Genomic DNA, 22,542 nt, shown 5'->3' with positions numbered 1-22,542 from the left:
GGAGACAATATGATGACCGGATCGCAAGCGAATGAAAGCTATGTCATTGGTATTGACGTCGGGACCGGCAGCGCGCGGGCTGGCGTGTTTACGACCGATGGCCGGATGGTCGGTACTGCCAAATGTCCGGTTTCCATTCATCGCGAGGGTGCGGCCACAGTCGAGCAATCCAGTGATGATATCTGGCAGGCCGTCGTCAAATCCGTACGGGGTGCGGTCAAATCATCGGGAGTAGAACCCGAGCATGTGCGCGGTATCGGCTTTGATGCGACCTGTTCGTTGGTCGTACTTGGCGACCGCGGTGTGCCCTTGCCTGTCGGTGACCCATGCAATCCAGAACGCAATGTCATTGTGTGGATGGATCACCGCGCGCTGAAGCAGGCCGAACGGATCAACGCGCTTGGCCACCGGGTTCTTGATTATGTAGGCGGTCGCATCTCGCCCGAAATGGAGACACCCAAACTGCTTTGGCTTAAGGAAAACAGGCCAGAGGTTTATGCCAGCGCGTGGCAATTCATGGACCTGACAGACTTTCTGACATGGCGTGCATCCGGCGATCTTGCGCGCTCTGTTTGTACGGTGACCTGCAAGTGGACCTATATGGCACATAAAGGCAGTTGGGATGCGGAATATTTCAATACGATAGGCTTGGGTGAAATTGTCGAAGAGAATTTCAGGCGCATCGGTGTAGACATCGTGCCTGCGGGGTCGGCCCTTGGTGATGGTCTGTCCGCACAGGCCGCGAAAGAATTCGGGCTTGTTGCCGGCACTCCGGTCGCTGCCGGTCTGATAGATGCGCACGCCGGAGGGATCGGTTCAGTGGGTGCGCAAGGCGGAGGCGGAGCAGAAGCAAATCTTGCCTACGTCTTTGGCACGTCGTCTTGCACGATGACCTCGACAAAGGAACCGGTTTTCGTTCCGGGTGTTTGGGGTCCGTATTATTCGGCGATGGTGCCCGGGCTCTGGCTGAATGAAGGCGGGCAATCTGCCGCAGGCGCCGCAATCGATCATTTGCTCGCGTTTCATCCACACGCAGCTGAAGCACAGGCGCAGGCGGCGGGCGACGCGCATTCATTGCCCGGCTGGCTTGCTGCGCATGCGCATGCCCTATTGGGCGACAACCTGAACGCGGGTTCACTTGCCGGTCAAATACATGTGGTGCCGGAATTTCTGGGCAATCGCGCACCCTATGCTGATCCGCATACGCGGGCGGTCATCTGTGGGCTGGGGATGGAGCGTGATCTTGAAAGTCTCGTCGCACTTTATGTCGCGGGGTTATGCGGGATTGGCTATGGATTGCGTCAAATCATCGAGGCACAAGCCGCGGCAGGTGCACCGATCAAGCGGATCGTCATCAGCGGCGGCGCAGGGCGCAATGATCTGATCAGGCAACTACTTGCAGATGCGACAGGCGTCGAAGTCGCAGCACCTGCCGCAGAGGAACCCGTTCTGCTGGGCGCGGCGATTTTGGGCATTGTCGCGGCGGGTATCCACGCTGATATTCACGATGCGATGGAGCGCATGTCATCTTTCGCAACGCGGTACACACCTCAACCCGGCCCGGCGAAAGAACTTCACGACGCCCGTTTCGAAACATTCCTGCAACTGCAATCTGTTGCCAGACAGGCAGCCAAACGTTGATTTTCACCAGATTTGTTGACCGCTACACTGGCCCGCGTCAACCCGGCCAGTGTGTTCTGATTCTCGGACTCGCAATTCAGTCCGATTTCAAAACATCACAAGTGTTTACGAAACTGGATAATTGCATTCATAGCTTCAACAATCCAACGCAATGGATCGCCTCTATCAGGGCGAAAAAATAAGGCAAAATAACGGCCGTCTGGTGATGGGTCTAATAGCGCGCAGCGGCCAAAACCCTTGGCCTGCGGCCAGTCATGGCCCGTAGATACAGTGTTGAAACCACGATTGAATTTTGACTAAAGCGTTGGCAAACCAGAAAAATTGTGGAATTTAAGAAAAGCTGCGCCGGTGTTGCGTATCCTTTCCCCAAGTGTGCGGAAAAAACGTGAATAGACATGAGATTCAGAACATGCGCATGGTGATGCCGGCCACGTTTCCAACACATTTCTGCCTGAAAGTAATTCCACTTGGCAAAATTCAATGATAACTTGTCGGTAGCGGCGCGTTGATGCCGTTTTTATCGGTTGTTTGCGGTGTATGTTAAGGAGTTGAGTAGATGTTGGGTACACGTAGGATTGTTATAAAGACCACGGTCGCAAGTAGTCTTTTTCTGGTAATTGCCGCGTGTACGCCGCCGGTTCAGAAACAATTGCTATTTTGTGACCTGGAGATTGACGATCTCACCCCAGCTCTTGTTGCGCAAATCCGGAAAGACCCCGGTTTTGATCGGAATCTTGTAATCTGGCTTGATCAATGTCCGGAAGTCGCACTGGCTTTTGCTGATCTTGAAACGGCATCGATCACACCTGCGCCCGTATTTTCCGGTGATGACGGCACTGACGGTGATGACGGCACTGACGGTGATGACGGCACTGACGGTGATGATGGCACTGATGGCACTGATGGCACTGATGGCAGCGGTGGTTCCGGTGGATTCACACCGCCCGGCCAAGGTGGAGCTTCGCCCAATACCGACAACAACAATACTCCGGGGCAGGGAGGAACACCTCCAGGTCAGCAAAATAAAGGCTAGTTTCAAGAACTCCGGTCATGCTGAAAATCTTGACAGGCCGCCGAACCCGGTCGGACCTTTGTTTGTCGGCCAAGATGCAGATCAATATATGATCGAATTGTGGTCCAGGAATTTGACCGGGCCTGTCGCATTGCCCAAATTGTAAAGCCTCGTCTGGCGGACGCCAACCAAGTCACCGTTATACAAGCTGTAAACAGAAACTAATTTGGATGCGGATGATAATCAGTGACAACAGGTGCGTGGCTCCGGTCTGGGATAGGCCGGTTACTGAACCAGCAAACTGATGCCCCGTCTTGCGTTCAGCCGGATCAACGTGTGACCGCAACCATTGCGGTTCTTCCAGACGGTAAGGCCACGATCTGGCGCAGCGTGGCAACAGCGCTGTCATCATTGATTATCCCCCCCGCAATCACAGCAGTCCAACGGGTAGGATTGTCAGGGTTTTGCATCCGCAAAAACGTGTAGCCCGTGCTTTGCCAGTGCAGAATTCGGTCATCGAGGTTGTCGAGAACAAAGTCCCCTTCTTCGGTGCGCAATACCAAAACGGCGTGCGCATTGCGATCACGGTCAAGCACTGTTGCAATCAAAAGGCGGCGCGGATTCACCCCGGCCTGAACCAACAGTTTTTTCTTCAGAAGTGCAAAATCCTCGCAATCACCCCCGCGTGCAGTTGGAAGCCCCCAATGGTCCGGCCGTCCATATTGGGTCTGATCCGAAATCTGGCGAACCTCTCGATTGACCTTTCTGTTAAGGGCAACGGCGAGGTCAAGCTGCCCCGCGCTGATCTTGGCAGAGGCATCCCCGCGCCCACAGGCCCAAGATGATATAGTGCATAGATCTGCTGCGCTCGCGGGGGCTGATACTGTCATGCGGGATGCCAGAAACGCATCTTCGGCCGCCCGTGCCGGGAATGCTGAAACAAGCAGGGCTGACAATGAAATGCCGCATATCACCAAGAACGGCAGTGGTCGCGTCAGTATTTGCGCCACGATCCTCGCGCTGCTGTTGCAACCGGTTGCAAAAGCGTTTGCAACAAACCTGCGCGGCATGGCAATGGTCGGTCCGGCAAAAAGCATCTTTGTCATTTCATGCTCCACGAGGGCGGCGTGCCGTCGCATTAGGACCAATCGTTCCCATCCAAACTTGTCAAAGATCAGGCCAGAGTGAGACAATTTGGGCCAACTGCATGAAAACTGCTCCGCTGATGGCAAATCGTTGCCACAATTGAGCCGCGCGACGAGGGAACGCCCGAAGCGGGTCTGCTTTTCCGGAGAGGTTTGCGGTTCAGCCAACGGGCCAGGCAGATTTGCCTTTTGATCACCTGCTGTCCACGTTCTGGCTTCGAACGCTCCAGGTTGTTTCATGTTGCTGAACGGTCATGACCCGAAATGTCCCAACGTGGGGTCCAGCCTCTGCTCAAAAATGGCCCAAAGAAATGGCGCTAGACGCCTCACTTTCGCCAAAATACCCCATCGACATTACCGGTGACCTGCCCCCCGAAACTTCCCTCGTTTTGATGTAGAGTTTGCTCAACCTTTCGAAGGAGCAAACAAATGCGAAAGAGCCGTTTCACCGAGGCGCAGATCATCAGGATGATAAAGGAACAGGAAGCCGGGATGCCGACAGCGGAGGTGTGCCGCAAGCACGGCCTCAGCCAGGGCACGTTCTACAAGTTCAAATCAAGGTATGGCGGCATGGAGGTCTCTGACGCGGCCAAGCTGAGAGCGCTTGAGGACGAGAACGCCAAGCTCAAGCGACTGTTAGCGGATACGATGCTGGACAATGTCGTGCTGAAAGATTTGCTGGGAAAGAGCTGACGACACCAACCGAACGGCGGGATGCGGTGCTCAAGGCGATGCGGGATCATGACATCTCGCAGCGTCGGGCGTGCAGTCTCGTTGGTGTCGATCCCAAGACCGTTCGCCGCGAACGCCGGCCCGACAACCCTGAGATACGCAGGGAGATGAAGGCGGTCGCTGCCAAGCGGCGTCGGTTTGGCTATCGGCGGATCGGCGTGATGCTGGAACGCAAGGGGATGATCATGAACCACAAGAAACTCTACCGCCTCTACACGGAAGAGAAGCTGGGTGACAGACGACGACGGGGCCGTAAACGAGCCCGTGGCTCAACGCTTGTTTCAAAAAAGGCAGTGAAGGAGAAAGGAGATGACGCAAGTCATTGATTTTATTGGAGGCGAGTACCGGAATCGAACCGGTCTACACGGATTTGCAATCCGCTGCATAACCTACCTGCCCACTCGCCGCTGCTTGCCAGATATACCATGCCCAAAGCCGGTGCAAGCCACCGTGAGGCGCGATCAGCCGTTGCCGCAGGAAATCTTCTGTGGCATGAAATAGCAACCGAACTGAACGAAAGAGTTTAGACCGTGACTGATTACGCAAAACGCCGCACGATGATGGTGGACACGCAGGTGCGGCCATCTGATGTGACGAAGTTTCCGATCATTGATGCCATGCTGGCGGTGCCCCGCGAAGATTTCGTCCCCGAAAACCTGCGCGAAGCCGCTTATGTGGGCGAAAACCTTGATCTTGGGGGTGGCCGGACATTGCTGGAACCGCGCACATTCGCCAAAATTATCGATGCGCTGGATATCCAGCCGCATCATGTCGCGCTTGACCTGGGTTGTGGGTTTGGGTATTCCACGGCAGTTCTGGCGTATCTTTGCGATTTTGTCGTCGCAGTCGAAGATGACGCTGATCGCTCCGGCGAGGCGCAGACGATTTTGTCGCGCCATGGCGTGGACAATGCTGCGGTGATGGACGGCCCACTTTCGCAGGGCGCGGCAAAGTCCGGTCCTTACGACATCATTGTGATCGAAGGGGCCGTGCAAGAGGTGCCCGCCCGCTTGTTTGACCAATTGCGAGAGGGCGGACGCATCGGATGCATCTTTGCGGAGGGTAACCTTGGCGTGGTCCGGATCGGTCACAAGATCGACGGTGTCGTGAACTGGCGGTTTGCCTTTAACGCAAGTGCGCCGGTGTTGCCTGATTTCAAAAAGGCCGCTGCATTTACGCTTTGACACGGGTTAATTTCGAGGGCTGCCACAGCAGCCAGAATAAAATGGTAAATCAAAGGCACAGCAGATGATCAGACAAGCAGGAATGGTCGTTACGGCCATCGTTTTATCGTTGAGTGCGATTGCGCCGGCCCGCGCTGAAACCTTGGCCGATGCGCTGACGGCGGCCTACAACAATTCAGGTCTGTTGGAGCAGAACAGGGCGCTTTTGCGGGCCACGGACGAAGACCTTGCACAGGCGGTGGCATCTACGCTGCCCGTCATCAACTGGTCATTCAACGCCTCTACCACACGTCCACGGTCCGTCGGCACCGACCTTATTCAATCCACTGCGCGTATCTCGGGGTCGCTTACGTTGTATGACGGCGGGGCGAACCGGCTTGCCATCGATGCACAGAAAGAGACGATCCTTGGCACGCGCCAGTCGTTGCGCGCTGTCGAACAAGACGTGCTGCAACGCGCGGTCGAGGCTTATATGAACGTGCGCCGGGATACAGAGTTCGTCTCACTGCGCCGGAACAACGTGCGGCTGATCACACAAGAATTCCGCGCCGCACAGGACCGTTTCGAGGTTGGCGAAGTGACCCGCACCGATGTCGCCCTTGCCGAGGCTCGGTTGGCTGCGGCCCGCAGCCTTCTGGCCGCAGCCGAAGGCACGTTGGCCCGGTCGGCAGAAGAGTTCCGCGTGGCTGTAGGCCGTGCGCCGAACGCTCCCGTGCAGGTATCACCCGCGCCCGTGTCACGCAACATTGCCGAGGCCAAGGCCTTTGCCGTGCGCAACCATCCCAGCATTCTGGAAACCCAGCACGCCGTCAGTGCGGCCGAGCTGAATATTCGCCGCGCTGAAGCCGCATTGCGCCCGTCGGTATCATTGCAGGGGTTCATCGCCACTGACCCGGAATTCGAAGATTCCCGCCAGATCGGGATCGAAGCGGGGGGGCCGATCTATAACGGTGGCCGTCTGTCCAGCCAGATACGCCAGTTCATGTCGCGGCGTGACGCAACACGTGCGGGGTTGCACCTGACGCGGTTGGGTGTCGAACAACAGGTGGGTAACGCCTATTCTTTCCTCTTGGTTGCCCGTGCATCGCGAGAGGCGTCAGATCAGCAGATCGCTGCCGCGCAAACGGCCTTTGACGGTGTCCGCGAAGAGGCAACATTGGGTGCGCGTACCACACTGGACGTGCTGAATGCGGAACAGGAACTTCTTGATGCGCGGGCCAATCTGATTTCGGCACAAGCGGAAGAAGTCATCGCGTCCTACGCGCTTTTGTCGGCGATGGGGCTGTTGACGGTGGATCACTTGCGTCTGCCGGTCCAACAGTATGATCCGTCACTTTATTACAATATGGCCAAGGACGCACCAACGTTGCAATCTGCCGAAGGTCAGGCGCTGGACCGTGTGTTGCGGGCTATTGGTGAATAAACCTGGTGGTTGTTTGACCAGGGCCGATCGGCTAGTGTCAAACAGGGGCCTAGCCGGGATCGACCATGTCTGACAGAGTGCGCACGGATGAAATTGACGATATGCTGTCGTCGGTTAGGAAACTTGTATCCCATAGCGAGAAAATCCCGTTGCGGGCGCGGTCGCTTGATGACGAATCAAGCGCGCTTGAAAAGTTCGTCCTGACGGCCGCCTTGCGCGTCACCACAGACGATCCCGCATCACCGGCTGAGCCGGACGAGCAACCTGTTGGGCATGAGCCGGAAAATGTGCTGTTGCTGGACCCCGCGAAACGCACAGATCGCGCCGGTCTGGAGGCAACCATCGCAGAGCTGGAGGCAGCCGTCATCGCCCAGCCAGACGACTGGGAGCCCGACGAAGGCGAAGCATTTGATGAGGCGGCATGGGCCGCGAGCGCCTTTCATCTGCATATCGTGTCCGATACCCCCGAGGATACAGAGACCAAGACGAGTGAAGACCACCAAACACGCCTCGGGCCGGACTTGCATGATGCCGATCAGTTGGCATCACCGATTGACCCTGTCGCACTGCGCGCGATGGTCGTTGAAATTCTGCGTGATGAACTCAGCGGAGAGATTGGCGAACGCATCACCCGCAATGTGCGCAAGCTGGTCCGCCGTGAAATCAACCGCGTTCTGATCAGCCGCGATCTTGAATAACGGAACGGATCCGGCACCTGTGCCCTAGACCGGCCCGGCGCAGCCCAGCAGCGCGTCGATATCCATGTGGCTTTCGACATGTCTGGCTAGTGCATCAAGCGTATCCGATACCCCTTTGGCATAGTCGTGGGCACCGGCCTGAAGGCCAAGGCGTTCAAGAAACGCCAACCGGAAGGCGTCAGCCGCAAAGAGCCCGTGCAGATAACAGCCCATGACCTTGCCATCCGGTGATGCCGCCCCTTCGCTACGCCCGTCGATCGAAAGCCATGCGTTCACGCAATCGGGGCCGGTTGTATCACCGATGTGAATTTCATAACCTGATACGCTGTCACCTGTCGGAAGGAACGTGGCCTGTGACAGCGCCAGCCGCTTTTCGGGTTTCATCGTCGTGACCACGTCCAGCAGCCCTAACCCCGCAACGCGGGATGGCGGCCCTTCGATTCCCTCGGCGTCGATGATCTGGGCACCCAGCATCTGATAACCACCGCAAATGCCCAGCACATGCCCGCCGCGCCGCAGATGCGCGGCAAGGTCGATGTCCCAGCCTTGGGCGCGGAAATGTGCAAGGTCTGCGATGGTGGATTTCGATCCGGGAATGATGATCAGATCCGCATCGCCGGGCAGGGGGCGCCCGGCGTCGATGATCTCTACGCTGATGCCGGGGGTGGACGACAGCGGATCAAGATCGTCGAAATTGGCGATGCGGTTCAGGCGCGGCACGGCGATCCTGGTCTTGCCACCCTGACGGCTGGTAATGTCCATGACGTCCTCGGCGGGCAGTTTCCAGGCATCGGCAAACCAAGGAATAATGCCCAGCGGGGCCCACCCGGTGCGGTCGGCGATAATATCCATGCCGTCGGTGAACAGGGTCGGGTCGCCGCGAAACTTGTTGATCGCAAAGGCGCGGATCAGGGCGCGGTCTGCGTCGGGCAGAACGGCATGAGTGCCCACGATCTGCGCAATCACACCGCCCCTGTCGATATCGCCGATCAGCGCAACAGGCACATTCGCCGCGACGGCAAAGCCCATGTTGGCAATGTCGCCTGCGCGCAGGTTCACTTCGGCGGGGCTGCCCGCACCTTCGATGATGACAAGGTCGCGCCCCCGTGCGATCCGACCGAAACTTTCCAGAACGGGGGGCAGCAGTCTGGCCTTTTGGGTGCCGTAATCGCGCGCCTTCATAGTGGCAAAGCGTTTGCCCTGAACGATGACCTGCGCGCCGATCTCTGATTCCGGTTTCAGCAGAACCGGGTTCATATCCACGAGCGGCTCCAGCCCGCAGGCCAGCGCCTGCAAGGCCTGCGCCCGCCCGATTTCCCCACCATCGGCGGTCACGGCGGCGTTGTTGGACATGTTCTGTGGTTTGAAAGGCGCCACCGACAGGCCGCGCCGGACGCAAGCGCGTGCAATGCCAGCCACCAGCATGGATTTGCCAACGTTCGATCCCGCGCCCTGTATCATGATCGCCTTGGTCATATCGCGCCTTTCCTTGCCACTTTGGGCTTCATAGGCAGGTCTGTGGCGCGCGAAAAGTGCAGCGTCCAATTTTCCGCATGCCGAAACGCAAAACGCGGCCCGTATGGGACCGCGTTTAGCACTGGCCAATTGGCCATGAATGGTGTTCCGATCAGGCTGCTTTTGCTTCCTGTTCGGCTGCGTTACGCCGTTCGCTTTCTTCGCGCGACAGCGCGACAGATGTCCGCACGCCCTTGCCCACGAATTCCATCAGGCCGCTGACGACCCGTTCATTTGGATCAATCCCCGCACAAGACAGTACCTCGCGGCCATCCCGAGAACGCGCCCAACGGGCGATCTGTTCGGGGCCGTTTCCGTATTTCTTGTCGTCTGCAATCGCATCATCCAATGCAGCAAGGACAACAGCAGCGAACAGCTTACGTGCACGGTTACCTTGTTCATTGTTGAACGCCGTACCGTCAACGAAATCTCTCATCATGCTTCCTTCTTTTTGTTCTTGTAGTTCCCGCGTGACGGGCAATATGCATTGTTCATCCCGATTCGGGGGTTCTCATTTGGAATGGCTGCTATGCGTATAGCGCATAGCTCGCCCCATGAGCAAGTGGTTTGGCTGATCTTGTCATGCTCTCATAGCGCAGATATAGGCTCATCAAGCGACCAATCAACCCTTTCCCGCAGTTCAACGTGAAGTGATCCGATGCCCAAGATTAACGGTAATGAAATCCGCCCCGGCAATGTGCTCGAACATGATGGCGGCCTATGGGCTGCGGTCAAGGTTGACCACGTCAAACCCGGCAAGGGCGGCGCCTTTGCGCAGGTCGAACTGAAGAACCTGCGCGACGGGCGCAAGCTGAATGAACGATTCCGGTCCGCGGACAAGGTGGAACGTGTGCGGCTGGATCAAAAGGACCAGCAATTCCTGTATGAGGAAGGCGACATGCTGACCTTTATGGACAGCGAAACCTATGAACAGATCGCGCTGCCTGCGGATATTCTGGGCGACCGGCGGCCGTTCCTGCAGGACGGCATGGTCGTCCATATCGAATATTACGGCGAAGAGGCGCTGAATGTGACCTTGCCCGCCCGTGTCGTCTGTAAAGTTGTCGAGACCGAACCCGTCGTCAAAGGCCAGACTGCCGCAAACAGCTTCAAGCCTGCTGTGCTGGACAATGGCCTGCGCGTCATGATCCCGCCATTCGTCGGTCAGGACGAAGATATCGTTGTGAACACAGAATTGTTCGAATACGTCGAACGCGCCTAATCAATGATCCGCGTCAGCGTCGCGTCACCGGCCTGCATCGGGCCGGTGGCGCGATCGAACCGCAGATAGGCGATCCCCTGATTGGCAGCGACTGTGTGCAGCTTGCCCACCGGTTTGCCATCAGCGGTGATCGCGGCGCCAGGTTCTGCCGTCCCTTCGATCTCGACCCGTGCCAGCCCCTTTTTCAAGTCGGTCTTGTGCTTCATGCGGGCGACGATTTCCTGCCCGACAAAGCAGCCCTTCTTGAAATCAACGCCATGCAGCGCCTCGAACCCGGATTCCAGGATGTAGCTGTCCTGGGTCAGTTCTAACCCGGTTTCGGGGATCAGATGCGCCACGCGAAGGGTGTCCCAATCGGTGTCATCGCCGATGTCGGTGTCACCATAAACGCGCCAGCCAAGGGTGGGGTGGCGCGGGTCCTGAAGCGCGTCCTTGGGCGCAGGACCGGTGCCGCGTGACACGATCAGACCGGTTTCCGCAATCTGCACATCTGCCCGCAAACGGTACATCGCAAGTCGCTGCGCAAGGGCCGGTGCCGCGTCGCTGGCCACGTCGATCAACAGCCTGTCGGCTTGGCCCAGCACAAAAAAGTCGGCAATGAATTTACCCTGGGGCGTCAGCAGGGCGGCATAGATGATCCCGTCTTCGGCCTTGTTCACATCATTGGTGATCAGCCCTTGCAGGAAATCGACCCGGTCGGCCCCGGTCAGGGCGATGACGGTGCGGTCAGTCATTCTTGTTGTCCTCTGATTGCGTGAATTGCAGCCGGTGCAGATCGGCATAGATACCGCCGCGGGCAAGTAGATCATCATGCGTGCCCTGATCCACGACGCGGCCCTGATCCATCACCACGATGGAATCGGCGTTGCGCACGGTGGACAGGCGGTGCGCGATCACCAGCGTGGTGCGCCCGGCCGACAGTTTTTCCAACGCGGCCTGCACGATGGCCTCTGATTTGGTATCAAGCGCGCTGGTTGCTTCGTCCAGCAGCAGGATCGGGGTATCACGCAGTAGGGCGCGGGCGATGGCCACGCGCTGGCGCTGTCCGCCAGACAGGCTGGACCCGCGCGGTCCTGCGGGGCTGTCCAGCCCTTTGGGCAGGCCGGGCAGAAAATCACTGACATGGGCGGCGTCCAGCACGGATTTCAGGTGCGCATCGTCAACGTCGGTGCGACCAAGCAGAATATTGTCGCGCAGGGTTTCGTCAAACAGTGCGGCATCCTGCGTCACCACCGAAAACAGCCCGCGCAGGTCGCCCAACTCCATTTCACTGATATCGGTATCTCCGATCAGCACCGCTCCGCTGGCCGGTTCCACCAGCCGTGTCAGCACATTGAACACAGTGCTTTTGCCGGCACCCGAGGCCCCGACCAGCGCCGTGGTCTTGCCTGCTGCAGCCGTAAACGATGTATCGCGCAGCACCGGCAATTCGCCATAGTGCAACGACACATCGCGCAAGACGATATCCGGCGCACCGCCCGGGATGGGTTTGGGCAATGCGGGGGAAAGGATGCTCGGGCGCAGGTTCAGCACCTCGCGCAGCCGTTCGACGCTGGCGGCGGCCATCTGCCATTGACCGCTCATCGCGCCAAGGCGGCGCAGCGGGTCGAATGCCAGAGACATGGCGGTGAAAAACGCCATGAATTCGCCGTTGGTCTTTTCACCTGAAATAATCTCTGATCCGCCATAGATCAGAACTCCGAGGAACCCGATGCCTGTCATGATGTCAATCAGGGCAGGGACAGCGGCCTGACCTATCGATGTCTTGACCTCGGCATTGACGCTTTCGTCGATCAACTGATCATAGCGACTGGCTTGATATTCTTCCAGCGCGTTCAGCTTGATGGGGTGGATGCCGTGAAACACCTCGTCCAGCCGGGTGGAAATCTTGCCAGCAATCTGGCGGGCACTGCCCGCGCGCCGACGGATATAGGCCTGAACCAATAGCGATGGCAACACAAGCAGCGGAATGCCGACCACGGCAATCAGTGTCCATTGCCAGTCGATCCACAAGGCAACGGCGCACAGCCCGACCAGGGAAATCAGATCACGGCCCAACGCGGTCAGGATCGAGCTCCAGACACTGTTGATGACACCGACGTCGCCCTGGACCCGTTCGATGAGCTGACCGGGCGGGTTAGTCTGATAAAATGCGCTGTCCAGAGACATCAGATGCCGCAGCATATGGCGGCGCATGTCGGCGGCGGCCAGTTGACTGATCATCGTCATCAGTACGCGCTGCCCGGTGGATGTAACTGCACGGATCAAAAAGATCGCCATTACACCCACGCCGACCCAATACAGCGCCGCAACATTTCCCTGGCTGAACACGTCGTCAAACATGGGTTTGACCATCCTGCTGAGCATGGCAAGCATCGACCCTTCGATCGCCATCATCAGCAGTGCCGCGCCAAGCAACAGTTTGTGTTTGTGCAGGTAATCGCGCCAAAGCCACCAGAAAAGACGGCCGGCCGATTCCGGTTTTGGAGGAGGAGACAGGTGGTCAGCGGATGACATGAACAGCCTTTTCAAAGATGCCTGTGCCCGTCTAGTCGCAAATCGGGTCACGGGCAAGTTGTGCCCGCTTGACCCCGCATCGCGGCACGATAGGGTGCACGCTGCACAGCTCTTTTGAAAGTCACTTCATGTCATTGTCCAACGGTCGCGCCTATCTTGCCATTCCTGGCCCATCGGTCATTCCCGATACGGTGTTGCGTGCCATGCATCGGGCTTCGCCCAACATCTACGAAGGCGAATTGCATGACCTGACCCGTAGCGTGATTCCCGACCTCAAGGCGGTTGCGCAGACGGAGCATGATGTGGCGATCTATATCGGCAACGGCCATGCCGCATGGGAAGCGGCGCTATCGAACGTGCTATCGCGTGGCGATACGGTGCTGGTGCTGGCAACAGGGCGGTTCTGTATTGGCTGGGGCGAAATGGCCGCCGGTCTGGGCGCGCAGGTGCAGACCATTGACCATGGCGCGCAGTCACCGGTGGACCTTGCGCAGTTGCAGGCCGCGCTGACCGCCGACACAGAGGGCCGTATCAAGGCCGTTCTGGCCGTTCACGTCGATACATCGACCAGCGTCAGGAATGATGTCGCCGGCATGCGCGCCGTGCTGGACAACACCGGGCACGGGGCGCTGCTGATGGTGGATTGCATTGCATCGCTGGGCTGTGACCGGTTTGAAATGGACGCATGGGGGGTCGATGTCATGGTCGCGGCCTGTCAAAAGGGACTGATGACGCCTGCGGGGATCAGCTTTGTCTGGTATGGCCCGAAGGCTGATGCGGCCCGCGGTAATTGCGTAACCAACTATTGGGACTGGCGACCGCGCAGCAACCCCGAAATGTATTACCAATATTTCAACGGAACAGCGCCCACGCATCATCTCTACGGTTTGCGGGCGGCTCTGGACATGATCATGGCCGAAGGAATGGATCATGTGTTCTGGCGTCATGAAACACTGGCCCGCGCAATATGGGCGGCGTTTGATTGCTGGTCGCAAAAAGGTCCGATGCGGCTGAACATCGCTGATCCGGCGCAGCGCTCACATGCTGTCACATCCGTCAGGATCGGATCACCCGATGGCGACCGGTTGCGACAGTGGTGCGAGCATCAGGCAGGGCTGACCCTTGGCATCGGACTGGGCCAAACCCCCAGCGATGCCTACTTTCGCCTTGGGCACATGGGGCACGTGAATGCGCATATGATCATGGGACTGCTTGGCACGTTGCAGGCAGGGCTGACCGCGCTGGAGATTCCCCATGGGCGCGGCGCACTGGATGCGGCGGCGGATATTATCGCCACCGCCTGACGGCGTGTCAGATTTCTTCGACGGCAACCTTGTTTGTATGGAACGCCAGATGATCCCTGATCTCGGCTACTTCGTCTTTGGGGTTTTCGTAGGACCAGACCGCATCCTTGATTTCACCGCTTTTGGCGATGATGGAAAAATAACGCGCCTCGCCCTTGTAGGGACAGGTCGAGGTGGTGTCGGACGGTTCCAGAAACGCCATCGCGATATCGCTGCGGGGGAAATATATGACGGGCGGATAATCGCCTTCGATCAGTTCCAGCGCGTTTGTGCTTTCTCCAAGCACGGCCCCGCCGGCGCGAACGGTCCAGTTGCCTGCCGCGGGGCGGATTTTGATATGGTCTGCCATCACAATTGTCCTTTCGTGCAAAAGCGCGCCGATGTCCTTGCGATCATCGTGAGATTATCCCGGTTGGTTGACGGCCGTGTTTCAGAGCGGGGCGCAAGCCTGCCTTAGCCACTCCCCCGTCACATCATCAAGCCGTGATCCAACAAGCGTAAGTGTATCGGCATGATACCGATCAATCCAGTCCCGTTCTGCCGGGGACAGCATGTCAGTATCAATCAACCGCCGGTCCAGCGGCACGTGGGTCAGGGTTTCAAAGGCCAGCATGTCACGCCCGTGATCCGCGCCTTCCAGCGCAGGGGCGGCAATGACCACGATCAGGTTCTCGATCCGGATGCCGAATGCGCCCTCGCGGTAATAGCCGGGTTCGTTTGACAGGATCATGCCCTGCTCCAAGGCCGTATCGGACCGGCGCGACAGGCCCTGCGGCCCCTCATGTACGCTCAGATAACTGCCGATGCCGTGGCCAGTGCCATGGTCGTAATCCTGACCTGCCAGCCACAGCGGGGCCCGGGCCAGCGCATCCAGATGTTGCCCCGCCACCCCCTTGGGAAAGCGGATGCGGCTGATGGCGATCATGCCTTGCAGCACGCGGGTATAACAGGCGCGGTGTTCTGCTGTCGGCCCGCCGATGACGATGGTGCGGGTGATATCGGTGGTGCCGTCCACGTACTGTCCACCACTGTCCACCAGCAGCAATTCACCGGGGTTCACCGCGCGATTGGTTTTTTCTGTCACGCGATAATGCACGATGGCCCCGTTTGGCCCTGCACCGCTGATTGTCTCGAAACTGATGTCGCGCAGGGCGTTGGTCTGCACCCGGAACTCTTCCAGCGTGCGAACGACGTCAATTTCGGTCAGATGACCCTTTGGGGCCTCTGCATCCAGCCAGGCCAGAAAACGGACCATCGCGACACCATCGCGTTCCTGTGCGGCCTTGGCGCCAGCGACTTCTACCGGGTTCTTGCGCGCCTTGGGCAATACACAAGGATCGCGGGATTCGGTAATCGTGACCTCTGCCGTGCGCAACGTGGCCGCAACGATATCTGGGCAGGATTTCGGGTCGATCTGCACCGTTCCGGCCAGCGCAGCAAGATGGTCCAGAAACACGTCGATATCGTGCAGCGTCACGTCCGCGCCAAGATGATCGACGATATCGCGCGCCTTGCCCGGCCCGGCGAACAGATCGACCTTGCCCGTCCGGTGCAGAAGCGCAAAGGCATGTGGCACAGGATTGCGTTCAATATCTGCGCCCCGGATGTTCATCAGCCATGCGATGCTGTCCGGCAGGGTCAGCACCGCACTGTCAACACGTAGCAATTTAGCTAACCTTGCGCGTTTGTCGGCGTGTGCCTCGCCTGCATATTCCAGCGGCTGTGCGAAAAACGGTGCATTGGGCGGGGGGGGCTGATCGCCCCAGATCGCATCGACAAGGTTATCAACAGGCCGCAGGATGATGTTCGGCAACGCATCACGCAGATCAGCGATTTCACTGACCGTGTGCAGCCACGGATCATACGCCAGAACCGCGCCATCGCGCATGTGGTCGGGCAGCCAGTCAGGCAGACGGGTTTCAGGCCAGTTCACAGGCGTAAATACATCCGCCACTTGGTTGTGGACCTGCACCCGATAGCGGCCATCAACGAAGATTCCCGCCACATCCGGCAGCACCACGCAAAACCCCGCAGACCCGGAAAACCCGGTCAACCATTGCAGGCGTGCGTCACGTGGCGCGACATATTCGCCCTGAAAGGCATCGGCGCGCGGCACAATAAAACCATCCACGCCCTGCCGCGCCATTTCAGCCCGGAGTGCCGCCAGCCGGGGTGGTCCCTGATCGGGTGAAGATTGCGCCGCGAACGTCTGAAACATGGAAACACCCTTTTTTCCGATTTTTTGAAACGCCCTAGCCGACCTTGCGCATCCCCAAAACCCGGGCGCGCTTGCGCGGGTCGGTGTCAAACAGGCTGGCCAATTGTTCGGTCATCGCACCGGCAAGCTGTTCCACATCCGTGATCGTGACCGCCCGTTCGTAATAGCGCGTGACATCATGCCCGATCCCGATAGCGATCAGTTCGACCGCGCGGCGTTTTTCGACCATCGCGATTACATCGCGCAGGTGCTTTTCCAAATAATTCGCAGGGTTCACCGACAGTGTGGAATCGTCCACCGGCGCCCCGTCGGAAATCACCATCAGCACCTTGCGCTGCTCGCGCCGTGCCAGCATGCGTCGATGCGCCCATTCCAGCGCCTCGCCGTCAATGTTTTCCTTCAACAGCCCTTCTTTCATCATCAGCCCCAGATTGGGCCGGGTCCGCCGCCACGGCGCATCGGCGGATTTATAAATGATGTGGCGCAGATCGTTCAGCCGTCCGGGTGTCGCCGGGCGACCTTCGCCCAGCCACTTTTCCCGGCTTTGTCCACCTTTCCACGCTTTCGTGGTGAAGCCGAGAATCTCTACCTTGACGTCGCAGCGTTCCAGCGTGCGCGCCATGACATCTGCGCAGATCGCAGCGATGGAGATCGGGCGGCCCCGCATGGAACCGGAATTGTCTAGCAGCAAAGTCACGACCGTATCGCGGAAATCGGTGTCTTTTTCCACCTTGAAGGACAGCGGCGTCGTCGGGCTGGCGACAACACGTGCCAGACGGCCGGCGTCCAATATGCCTTCCTCGCGGTCGAATTCCCATGATCGGTTCTGCTGGGCCTGCAACCGGCGCTGCAACTTGTTGGCAAGGCGCGACACTGCGCCCTTGAGGGGTTCCAACTGCTGGTCAAGATAGGCGCGCAGGCGTTCCAGTTCGACCGGCTCGGCCAGATCTTCGGCGGGAATTTCCTCGTCGAATGCGGTGGTAAAGACCTTGTAATCGGGGTCGGCGTCCGATACCGGCTGCGGGGCAGGGGCCTCCATCGGGGCCTCGCCTTCGGGCATCTCGGTTTCCTCGCCCATTTCCGCATCGGCCTGATCATCCATGCTGACCTGCGCCTGGCTTGCGTCCTGCTGGTCTTCCTGGGTTTGGTCAGGCGATGCTTCGGCGTCTTCGCCATCGCTGTCGTCGTCGCCGCTGCTGTCGGGCTCTTCGGTGTCGTCCTGGCCTTCTTCGGCCTGATCGTCCTGATCTTCGTCCAGATTGTCAGGGTCATCGCCCAATTGGTCGGCGTAACCCAGATCGCTGATCAACTGGCGGGCGAATTTGGCGAATGCCTGCTGGTCGGTCAATTGGTCTTGCAAGTCTTCCAGCGTGCCGCCGCAATGATCCTCGATGAAACCGCGCCACAGTTCCATCACGTTGTCGGCACCTTTGGGCAGATCGCGGCCTGTGGCAAGATGGCGGATCAGGTAACCGGCAGCCACCGCCAGCGGCGCATCGGCGGCCTGCGTGATCTGGTCATACCCCTTGCGCTGCGCCTCTGCGCCGATCTTGGCGTCGATATTGCCTGCCGTGCCTGGCATGAATTGCGCGCCGACTGCTTCGATCCGCGCCGTTTCCATCGCCTCATACAGGTCCTTGGCCATCTGGCCCTGCGGCATATAGCGCGCGGCGACAGCGGCGTCGTGAAACTTGTGGCGCAGGGCGAATGCATCGGCGGTGCCGCGTGCCAGCAGCACCTCGTCACGGGTCATACGGCGGCTGATCTGCGGCAGGCGGATGCTGTCGGCAGTTTGACCTGCCGGATCGACCGAATATGTCACGGCCAGTTCGGCATCGTCGGCCAGAACCTTGGTCGCCTCGGCCAGGGCCTTTTTAAAGGGATCGGCGGGGTTGTCGCTTGGTTTACTCATGCAAACGATAAAGCACCGGATCGGCGCGGGGGCAAGAGGGGGTGCAGCCGATCGCGCAGATGATCTGCTGAACTCGCCCCGTTGGCAAGATCACCCAAGGCTCAGGCTGGCCGCACTTTCAGGCAGTTCCTCGTCAAAACAGCGCTGGTAAAATTCCGCGACCGTCTGACGTTCAAGCTCATCGCATTTGTTCAGGAACGACAGGCGGAACGCATAGCCCACGTCGTGGAAAATCCGGGCGTTTTCGGCCCATGCAATAACGGTGCGGGGCGACATGACGGTGGACAGGTCGCCGCTCATGAACGCGGTACGTGTCAGGTCGGCGACGGTGACCATCTGACTGACGATCTTGCGGCCCTTCTCATTGTTGTAATGGGGCGACTTGGACAGCACGATTGCCGCTTCGGCATCATGTGACAGATAGTTCAGCGTCGCCACCAGCGACCAGCGGTCCATCTGGGCCTGGTTGATCTGCTGGGTGCCGTGATAAAGGCCCGTCGTGTCGCCCAGACCCACCGTGTTCGCGGTGGCAAACAGCCGGAAATAGGGGTGGGGGGTGATGATTTCGTTCTGGTCCAGAAGGGTCAGTTTGCCGTCGGCTTCCAGCACGCGCTGGATGACAAACATCACATCGGCACGGCCCGCATCGTATTCGTCGAACACGATGGCGACAGGGTTGCGCAGTGCCCAAGGCAAAATGCCTTCGTGAAATTCGGTCACCTGCACGCCGTCGCGCAGCTTGATCGCATCCTTGCCGATCAGGTCGATCCGGCTGATGTGGCTGTCAAGGTTCACGCGGACGGCGGGCCAGTTCAGGCGCGCCGCGACTTGTTCGATATGCGTCGATTTGCCGGTGCCATGATACCCTTGAATCATCACGCGGCGATTGTAACCAAAGCCCGCGAGGATCGCGAGCGTGGTGTCGCGGTCGAATTTATAGGTCGTATCAATTTCGGGAACCCGGTCCGAACGGTCGGCAAATCCCTTGATCTTCATGTCGCTGTCGATGCCAAACACATCGCGAACCGAGATTTCTTCCGTGGGTTTCGCCTGCATGTCAGTTGTGCCGTCGGCCATGTGATCTGCCCTTGTTTTTCCGTCAATCCAGTGTCCTTGCTGAAATGCAACATAAACCCGCCCGCTGCAAGAGGAAGGCGCAGAGCGGCGATAGTTCGCCCCTGTCGCGCGACAGCTTGTTTTTTGGCGCTGATCTGTCAAAGGTAAGCCACAATGGCAGATCTGACGGACATCGAAAATTATATTGCCCGCATGGCCTTGGGCGACCAAGAGGCATTTGCCGCGCTTTATCGTGCCACCTCTGCGAAACTCTTTGGCGTATGTCTGCGTGTCTTGGGCACACAAGCCGAAGCAGAGGATGCGCTACAGGACGTCTTCGTCAAGATATGGCATAATGCCGACCGCTATCAGGTGAACGGGCTAAGCCCGATGACATGGCTGATCACGATTGCGCGCAATCAGGCCATCGACCGTCTGCGCGCGCGCAAGGCCAAGACAGGGGCCGGTCTGGATGAGGCAGAAACGATCGCCGATCCGAACCCCGGCCCCGAAGCCCTCACGATGGCGGCGTCTGACCGGGGCCGTATCGCGGCCTGCATGAACGAACTGCCCCCGGATCGTGCCGATGCGGTCCGCCGCGCCTATCTGGAAGGCGAAACATATCAGGAATTGGCGGACCGCTATGCGCAGCCGCTCAATACCATCCGCACATGGCTGCGCCGCAGCCTGATCAAATTGAAAGAGTGTCTGTCGCAATGACTGATGACGTGACAAAAGGTGAAGGAATGGAAGAGAGGGCCGCGGAATACGCGCTGGGCCTGCTGGACCCTGACGACGCCCGCGCCTTTGAGGCGTTGATGCTCACCGACCCCGCTGCGCGCGACGCCTATGTCTACTGGGCCGAAACATTCGTCGCCTTCACAGACGATATCGCGCCCGTCGCCCCGCCGCCTGATCTGGAACGCAAGACCAAGGCATCCTTGTTCGGCGTCCCGCAGCGCCGTTCGTTGATGGATCGGTTTGGTTGGGTTTCCGGTCTTGTTGCGGGCGGTGTTGCGGTGGCTGTCGCGGCGTTTCTGTTTATTCAGCCGATGGTCGATCAACAGGCGTTCGATCCCGAATGGCATGCCGATCTTGTGACCGAAGACGGCAGCCTTTTCGTTCAGGTCGGTTTTGATGTGGACACCGGGCGCTGGCTGACCTTCCGTGATGCAGGTGATCCGCGTGCTGGCCGCGCGCTGGAACTTTGGTTGATCGACGGAGACAACCCGCCGATTTCGCTGGGGACGTTGCCGCAGACGCGGGACAGGGTATTCGCGACATATGATGCCGATTTGTCGGCGTTGATGGATGGCGGGCTGATGGCGATCAGTGACGAGCCGCTGGGTGGATCACCGACGGGCGCACCAACGGGCGAGATTCTGGCTGTCGCACCTATCACGCAGCTGTGAACACAACGCCTGCAACTTACTGAAACTGAATCAAACGGTTCTTCGTGGCTAGGGCATTGGTCAGGCAAGACGCATGACCCCCAACCGGAGAAGAAACCATGAAACTTATTACAACCATCGCAGCAACCGCAATTTTGGCAATGTCATCCGGCGCATTCGCCGCTGGCCACGCCACCAATCCAATGGTTGGTGGGGCTGAAATGTCGGCCAGCATGAACATCGTTGAAAATGCATCCAACAGCCCGATCCACACGACGCTTGTTGCGGCCGTCGGTGCGGCCGGGCTTGTTGACACTCTGCAATCCGAAGGCCCGTTCACCGTTTTCGCGCCCACCAACGACGCCTTTGCGAAACTGCCCGCAGGATCTGTGGAAAAACTGCTGGAGCCCAAGAACAAGGATCGTCTGGTGCAGATCCTGACCTGCCATGTGGTCGCGACGAACGCATTGTCCGATGCCATCCAGGGCATGATCGCCGATGATAACGGCAGCCATGCGGTTGAAACGCTTGGCGGTTGCACGCTTCAGGCGACCATGAAAGACGGCATGATCATGCTTCAAGACGAACAGGGGCAGGTGGCCACAGTGACCATCGCCGATGTGGTTCAGTCAAACGGTGTGATCCATGTCATCGACACCGTCATGCTGCCTGCGCGCAATTCCTAAGCGCAGATTTGATCATCGTGTGACCGGGCCGGAAAATACGTGTCCCCCTTCGTGCGTTTGTTTCGCCGGTTGCATATGATGGTGCATCGCCTGAAAGATGGCGATGCACACACCCTTCTCGATGTCTTGAAAGGACACCACCATGAACCGCCGCGCATTCATCACCGCCCTTGCGTCAACGGTGGCCGTGGCCGGCTTTGCCCGCGCCCAAGAGGTTTTCGAGGTCACCCGCACAGAGGCCGCATGGCGCGCCATGCTGACCGATCTGCAATATCGGGTGATGCGCGAAGAGGCGACCGAAAAGGCCGGCTCTTCGCCACTTGATCAGAACACGGCCGCAGGTCGCTATATTTGCCGGGGGTGTGATCTGCCGCTTTACAGTTCGGAAGCGAAATACGACAGCGGCACCGGCTGGCCAAGTTTTTATGAAAGCCTGCCAAACGCGATTGGCACGAAGCCGGATCGCAAGCTGTTTGCAACACGCACCGAATGCCATTGCCGGCGTTGCGGCAGTCATCTGGGTCACATTTTTGACGATGGCCCCCGTCCGACCGGCAAACGGCATTGCCTGAACGGGGCAAGCCTGATTTTCCGGGCGGCATGACTCCGGCGTCCGCCCCTGCGATGACAGTGACACCTAAGGACAGGTTGGCCCGCTTTCCTATTGCCTAGCCCCCGCGATTATGGTTTAAATATGTCATTGTTAGGACAACACAAAGTGCCATTTTGCACGCATCGCGAATAATCCATGCGCAATTCGGTAATTGTTGTCATTTAGTGTTAGGGGGTGCCACAATGGGTGGGCGTTTTATGCGAAAACCGTCGTTATCGCGGGGCGAGCGCGCTGTTATCATGGCTTATGCTGCAATGATGGCCGTCGCTGCGG

At 58.7% G+C, this 22,542-nt stretch carries 20 protein-coding genes, 1 tRNA gene and 1 pseudogene; 12 read left to right on the top strand and 10 right to left on the bottom strand.

The features are described 5' to 3' along the window. The first annotated feature begins 12 nt into the window (after positions 1-12). A complete protein-coding gene (locus tag ACTG4B_RS12500; RefSeq protein WP_439156033.1) occupies positions 13-1,641 on the top strand; it encodes an FGGY-family carbohydrate kinase in 1,629 nt (542 codons plus the stop codon). A gap of 556 nt (positions 1,642-2,197) precedes the next feature. Then, on the top strand, positions 2,198-2,674 hold the full coding sequence (locus ACTG4B_RS12495; RefSeq protein ID WP_439156032.1) for a hypothetical protein: 477 nt from the start codon (positions 2,198-2,200) through the stop codon (positions 2,672-2,674). A gap of 308 nt (positions 2,675-2,982) precedes the next feature. On the opposite strand, the gene ACTG4B_RS12490 is transcribed toward ACTG4B_RS12495, so the two are convergent. Beyond that, positions 2,983-4,038, bottom strand: coding sequence for a transglutaminase-like cysteine peptidase (locus ACTG4B_RS12490; RefSeq protein ID WP_439156031.1), 1,056 nt, complete (start codon positions 4,036-4,038; stop codon positions 2,983-2,985). Between the two features lie 189 nt (positions 4,039-4,227). Between ACTG4B_RS12490 and ACTG4B_RS12485 the strand changes: the two are divergent. Further along, positions 4,228-4,802: pseudogene (locus tag ACTG4B_RS12485) on the top strand (transposase); the annotation flags it as partial. Between the two features lie 60 nt (positions 4,803-4,862). Here the strand turns inward: ACTG4B_RS12485 and ACTG4B_RS12480 are convergent. Then, positions 4,863-4,936 (bottom strand) — tRNA-Cys (locus ACTG4B_RS12480). 124 nt (positions 4,937-5,060) lie between these two features. On the opposite strand from ACTG4B_RS12480, the gene ACTG4B_RS12475 reads away from it, so the two are divergent. From ACTG4B_RS12475 to ACTG4B_RS12465, 3 genes are all read left to right on the top strand, one after another. Further along, the gene (locus ACTG4B_RS12475) at positions 5,061-5,714 is read left to right on the top strand and encodes a protein-L-isoaspartate O-methyltransferase family protein (protein ID WP_439156030.1); all 654 of its coding nucleotides are present in this window, start codon (positions 5,061-5,063) and stop codon (positions 5,712-5,714) included. A gap of 64 nt (positions 5,715-5,778) precedes the next feature. Then, the gene (locus tag ACTG4B_RS12470; protein WP_439156029.1) at positions 5,779-7,137 is read left to right on the top strand and encodes a TolC family outer membrane protein; all 1,359 of its coding nucleotides are present in this window, start codon (positions 5,779-5,781) and stop codon (positions 7,135-7,137) included. Between the two features lie 65 nt (positions 7,138-7,202). Then, positions 7,203-7,835: a hypothetical protein gene (locus tag ACTG4B_RS12465; RefSeq protein WP_439156028.1), complete on the top strand. Its 633-nt coding sequence runs from the start codon at positions 7,203-7,205 to the stop codon at positions 7,833-7,835. Between the two features lie 24 nt (positions 7,836-7,859). Here the strand turns inward: ACTG4B_RS12465 and ACTG4B_RS12460 are convergent, their stop codons facing one another. Further along, entirely contained in the window at positions 7,860-9,311 is a 1,452-nt protein-coding gene (locus ACTG4B_RS12460; protein ID WP_439156027.1) for a cobyric acid synthase, read from the bottom strand. Positions 9,312-9,462: 151 nt separating this feature from the next. Continuing rightward, a complete protein-coding gene (locus tag ACTG4B_RS12455) occupies positions 9,463-9,786 on the bottom strand; it encodes a DUF6280 family protein (RefSeq protein ID WP_439156026.1) in 324 nt (107 codons plus the stop codon). 222 nt (positions 9,787-10,008) lie between these two features. On the opposite strand from ACTG4B_RS12455, the gene efp reads away from it, so the two are divergent. Further along, on the top strand, positions 10,009-10,572 hold the full coding sequence (gene efp / locus ACTG4B_RS12450; protein ID WP_439156025.1) for an elongation factor P: 564 nt from the start codon (positions 10,009-10,011) through the stop codon (positions 10,570-10,572). Here efp and ygfZ read toward each other — a convergent pair. Both ygfZ and ACTG4B_RS12440 read right to left on the bottom strand, forming a co-directional pair. Then, a complete protein-coding gene (gene ygfZ, locus ACTG4B_RS12445; RefSeq protein WP_439156024.1) occupies positions 10,569-11,306 on the bottom strand; it encodes a CAF17-like 4Fe-4S cluster assembly/insertion protein YgfZ in 738 nt (245 codons plus the stop codon). The genes efp and ygfZ overlap by 4 nt on opposite strands. Further along, positions 11,299-13,089 carry an ABC transporter ATP-binding protein gene (locus tag ACTG4B_RS12440; RefSeq protein WP_439156023.1) on the bottom strand — a complete coding sequence of 597 codons (1,791 nt, stop codon included), beginning with the start codon at positions 13,087-13,089 and terminating at the stop codon, positions 11,299-11,301. The genes ygfZ and ACTG4B_RS12440 overlap by 8 nt, the downstream gene beginning before the upstream one ends. Before the next feature lie 128 nt (positions 13,090-13,217). On the opposite strand from ACTG4B_RS12440, the gene ACTG4B_RS12435 reads away from it, so the two are divergent. Beyond that, positions 13,218-14,393, top strand: coding sequence for a pyridoxal-phosphate-dependent aminotransferase family protein (locus ACTG4B_RS12435; protein WP_439156022.1), 1,176 nt, complete (start codon positions 13,218-13,220; stop codon positions 14,391-14,393). A gap of 7 nt (positions 14,394-14,400) precedes the next feature. Here the strand turns inward: ACTG4B_RS12435 and ACTG4B_RS12430 are convergent, their stop codons facing one another. The 4 genes from ACTG4B_RS12430 to cobS all read right to left on the bottom strand — a co-directional run bounded on the left by ACTG4B_RS12430 (position 14,401) and on the right by cobS (position 19,600). Then, positions 14,401-14,742, bottom strand: coding sequence for a DUF427 domain-containing protein (locus ACTG4B_RS12430; protein ID WP_439156021.1), 342 nt, complete (start codon positions 14,740-14,742; stop codon positions 14,401-14,403). Between the two features lie 81 nt (positions 14,743-14,823). Continuing rightward, the gene (locus ACTG4B_RS12425) at positions 14,824-16,611 is read right to left on the bottom strand and encodes an aminopeptidase P family protein (RefSeq protein WP_439156020.1); all 1,788 of its coding nucleotides are present in this window, start codon (positions 16,609-16,611) and stop codon (positions 14,824-14,826) included. A 34-nt stretch (positions 16,612-16,645) separates the two neighbouring features. Continuing rightward, on the bottom strand, positions 16,646-18,523 hold the full coding sequence (gene cobT / locus ACTG4B_RS12420; protein ID WP_439156019.1) for a cobaltochelatase subunit CobT: 1,878 nt from the start codon (positions 18,521-18,523) through the stop codon (positions 16,646-16,648). Positions 18,524-18,613: 90 nt separating this feature from the next. Next, complete coding sequence (gene cobS, locus ACTG4B_RS12415; RefSeq protein WP_439156018.1) at positions 18,614-19,600, bottom strand: cobaltochelatase subunit CobS; 987 nt, start codon at positions 19,598-19,600, stop codon at positions 18,614-18,616. 153 nt (positions 19,601-19,753) lie between these two features. Here cobS and ACTG4B_RS12410 point away from each other — a divergent pair, with 153 nt between their 5' ends. The 4 genes from ACTG4B_RS12410 (at position 19,754) to msrB (ending at position 22,260) form a co-directional block, all read left to right on the top strand. Beyond that, positions 19,754-20,299, top strand: a complete 546-nt coding sequence (locus ACTG4B_RS12410; protein ID WP_439156017.1) for a sigma-70 family RNA polymerase sigma factor — start codon at positions 19,754-19,756, stop codon at positions 20,297-20,299. 26 nt (positions 20,300-20,325) lie between these two features. Beyond that, positions 20,326-20,991 (top strand): anti-sigma factor, encoded by a 666-nt coding sequence (locus ACTG4B_RS12405; protein WP_439156016.1) that lies wholly within the window; start codon positions 20,326-20,328, stop codon positions 20,989-20,991. Positions 20,992-21,089: 98 nt separating this feature from the next. Further along, positions 21,090-21,656: a fasciclin domain-containing protein gene (locus tag ACTG4B_RS12400; RefSeq protein WP_439156015.1), complete on the top strand. Its 567-nt coding sequence runs from the start codon at positions 21,090-21,092 to the stop codon at positions 21,654-21,656. Between the two features lie 142 nt (positions 21,657-21,798). After that, complete coding sequence (msrB, locus tag ACTG4B_RS12395) at positions 21,799-22,260, top strand: peptide-methionine (R)-S-oxide reductase MsrB (protein WP_439156014.1); 462 nt, start codon at positions 21,799-21,801, stop codon at positions 22,258-22,260. Positions 22,261-22,542: the final 282 nt, after the last annotated feature.

The sequence above is a fragment of the Yoonia sp. genome (assembly GCF_965660735.1).
In the GTDB taxonomy this organism is placed as follows: Bacteria; Pseudomonadota; Alphaproteobacteria; order Rhodobacterales; family Rhodobacteraceae; genus Yoonia.
The sequence above is the reverse complement of the archived record's forward strand: the minus strand, read 5'-3'. Positions and strand labels throughout refer to the sequence as shown.

What these genes read in the sequence shown, in the direction of transcription:
- msrB (WP_439156014.1), top strand. Translation starts at nt 21,799, where the DNA reads ATGAACCGCCGCGCATTCATCACCGCCCTTGCGTCAACGGTGGCCGTG.
- efp (WP_439156025.1), top strand. Translation starts at nt 10,009, where the DNA reads ATGCCCAAGATTAACGGTAATGAAATCCGCCCCGGCAATGTGCTCGAA.
- ACTG4B_RS12455 (WP_439156026.1), bottom strand. Translation starts at nt 9,786, where the DNA reads ATGAGAGATTTCGTTGACGGTACGGCGTTCAACAATGAACAAGGTAAC.
- ACTG4B_RS12465 (WP_439156028.1), top strand. Translation starts at nt 7,203, where the DNA reads ATGTCTGACAGAGTGCGCACGGATGAAATTGACGATATGCTGTCGTCG.
- ygfZ (WP_439156024.1), bottom strand. Translation starts at nt 11,306, where the DNA reads ATGACTGACCGCACCGTCATCGCCCTGACCGGGGCCGACCGGGTCGAT.
- ACTG4B_RS12460 (WP_439156027.1), bottom strand. Translation starts at nt 9,311, where the DNA reads ATGACCAAGGCGATCATGATACAGGGCGCGGGATCGAACGTTGGCAAA.
- cobS (WP_439156018.1), bottom strand. Translation starts at nt 19,600, where the DNA reads ATGGCCGACGGCACAACTGACATGCAGGCGAAACCCACGGAAGAAATC.
- ACTG4B_RS12410 (WP_439156017.1), top strand. Translation starts at nt 19,754, where the DNA reads ATGGCAGATCTGACGGACATCGAAAATTATATTGCCCGCATGGCCTTG.
- ACTG4B_RS12470 (WP_439156029.1), top strand. Translation starts at nt 5,779, where the DNA reads ATGATCAGACAAGCAGGAATGGTCGTTACGGCCATCGTTTTATCGTTG.
- ACTG4B_RS12425 (WP_439156020.1), bottom strand. Translation starts at nt 16,611, where the DNA reads ATGTTTCAGACGTTCGCGGCGCAATCTTCACCCGATCAGGGACCACCC.
- ACTG4B_RS12490 (WP_439156031.1), bottom strand. Translation starts at nt 4,038, where the DNA reads ATGAAACAACCTGGAGCGTTCGAAGCCAGAACGTGGACAGCAGGTGAT.
- cobT (WP_439156019.1), bottom strand. Translation starts at nt 18,523, where the DNA reads ATGAGTAAACCAAGCGACAACCCCGCCGATCCCTTTAAAAAGGCCCTG.
- ACTG4B_RS12400 (WP_439156015.1), top strand. Translation starts at nt 21,090, where the DNA reads ATGAAACTTATTACAACCATCGCAGCAACCGCAATTTTGGCAATGTCA.
- ACTG4B_RS12435 (WP_439156022.1), top strand. Translation starts at nt 13,218, where the DNA reads ATGTCATTGTCCAACGGTCGCGCCTATCTTGCCATTCCTGGCCCATCG.
- ACTG4B_RS12495 (WP_439156032.1), top strand. Translation starts at nt 2,198, where the DNA reads ATGTTGGGTACACGTAGGATTGTTATAAAGACCACGGTCGCAAGTAGT.
- ACTG4B_RS12430 (WP_439156021.1), bottom strand. Translation starts at nt 14,742, where the DNA reads ATGGCAGACCATATCAAAATCCGCCCCGCGGCAGGCAACTGGACCGTT.
- ACTG4B_RS12500 (WP_439156033.1), top strand. Translation starts at nt 13, where the DNA reads ATGACCGGATCGCAAGCGAATGAAAGCTATGTCATTGGTATTGACGTC.
- ACTG4B_RS12405 (WP_439156016.1), top strand. Translation starts at nt 20,326, where the DNA reads ATGGAAGAGAGGGCCGCGGAATACGCGCTGGGCCTGCTGGACCCTGAC.
- ACTG4B_RS12440 (WP_439156023.1), bottom strand. Translation starts at nt 13,089, where the DNA reads ATGTCATCCGCTGACCACCTGTCTCCTCCTCCAAAACCGGAATCGGCC.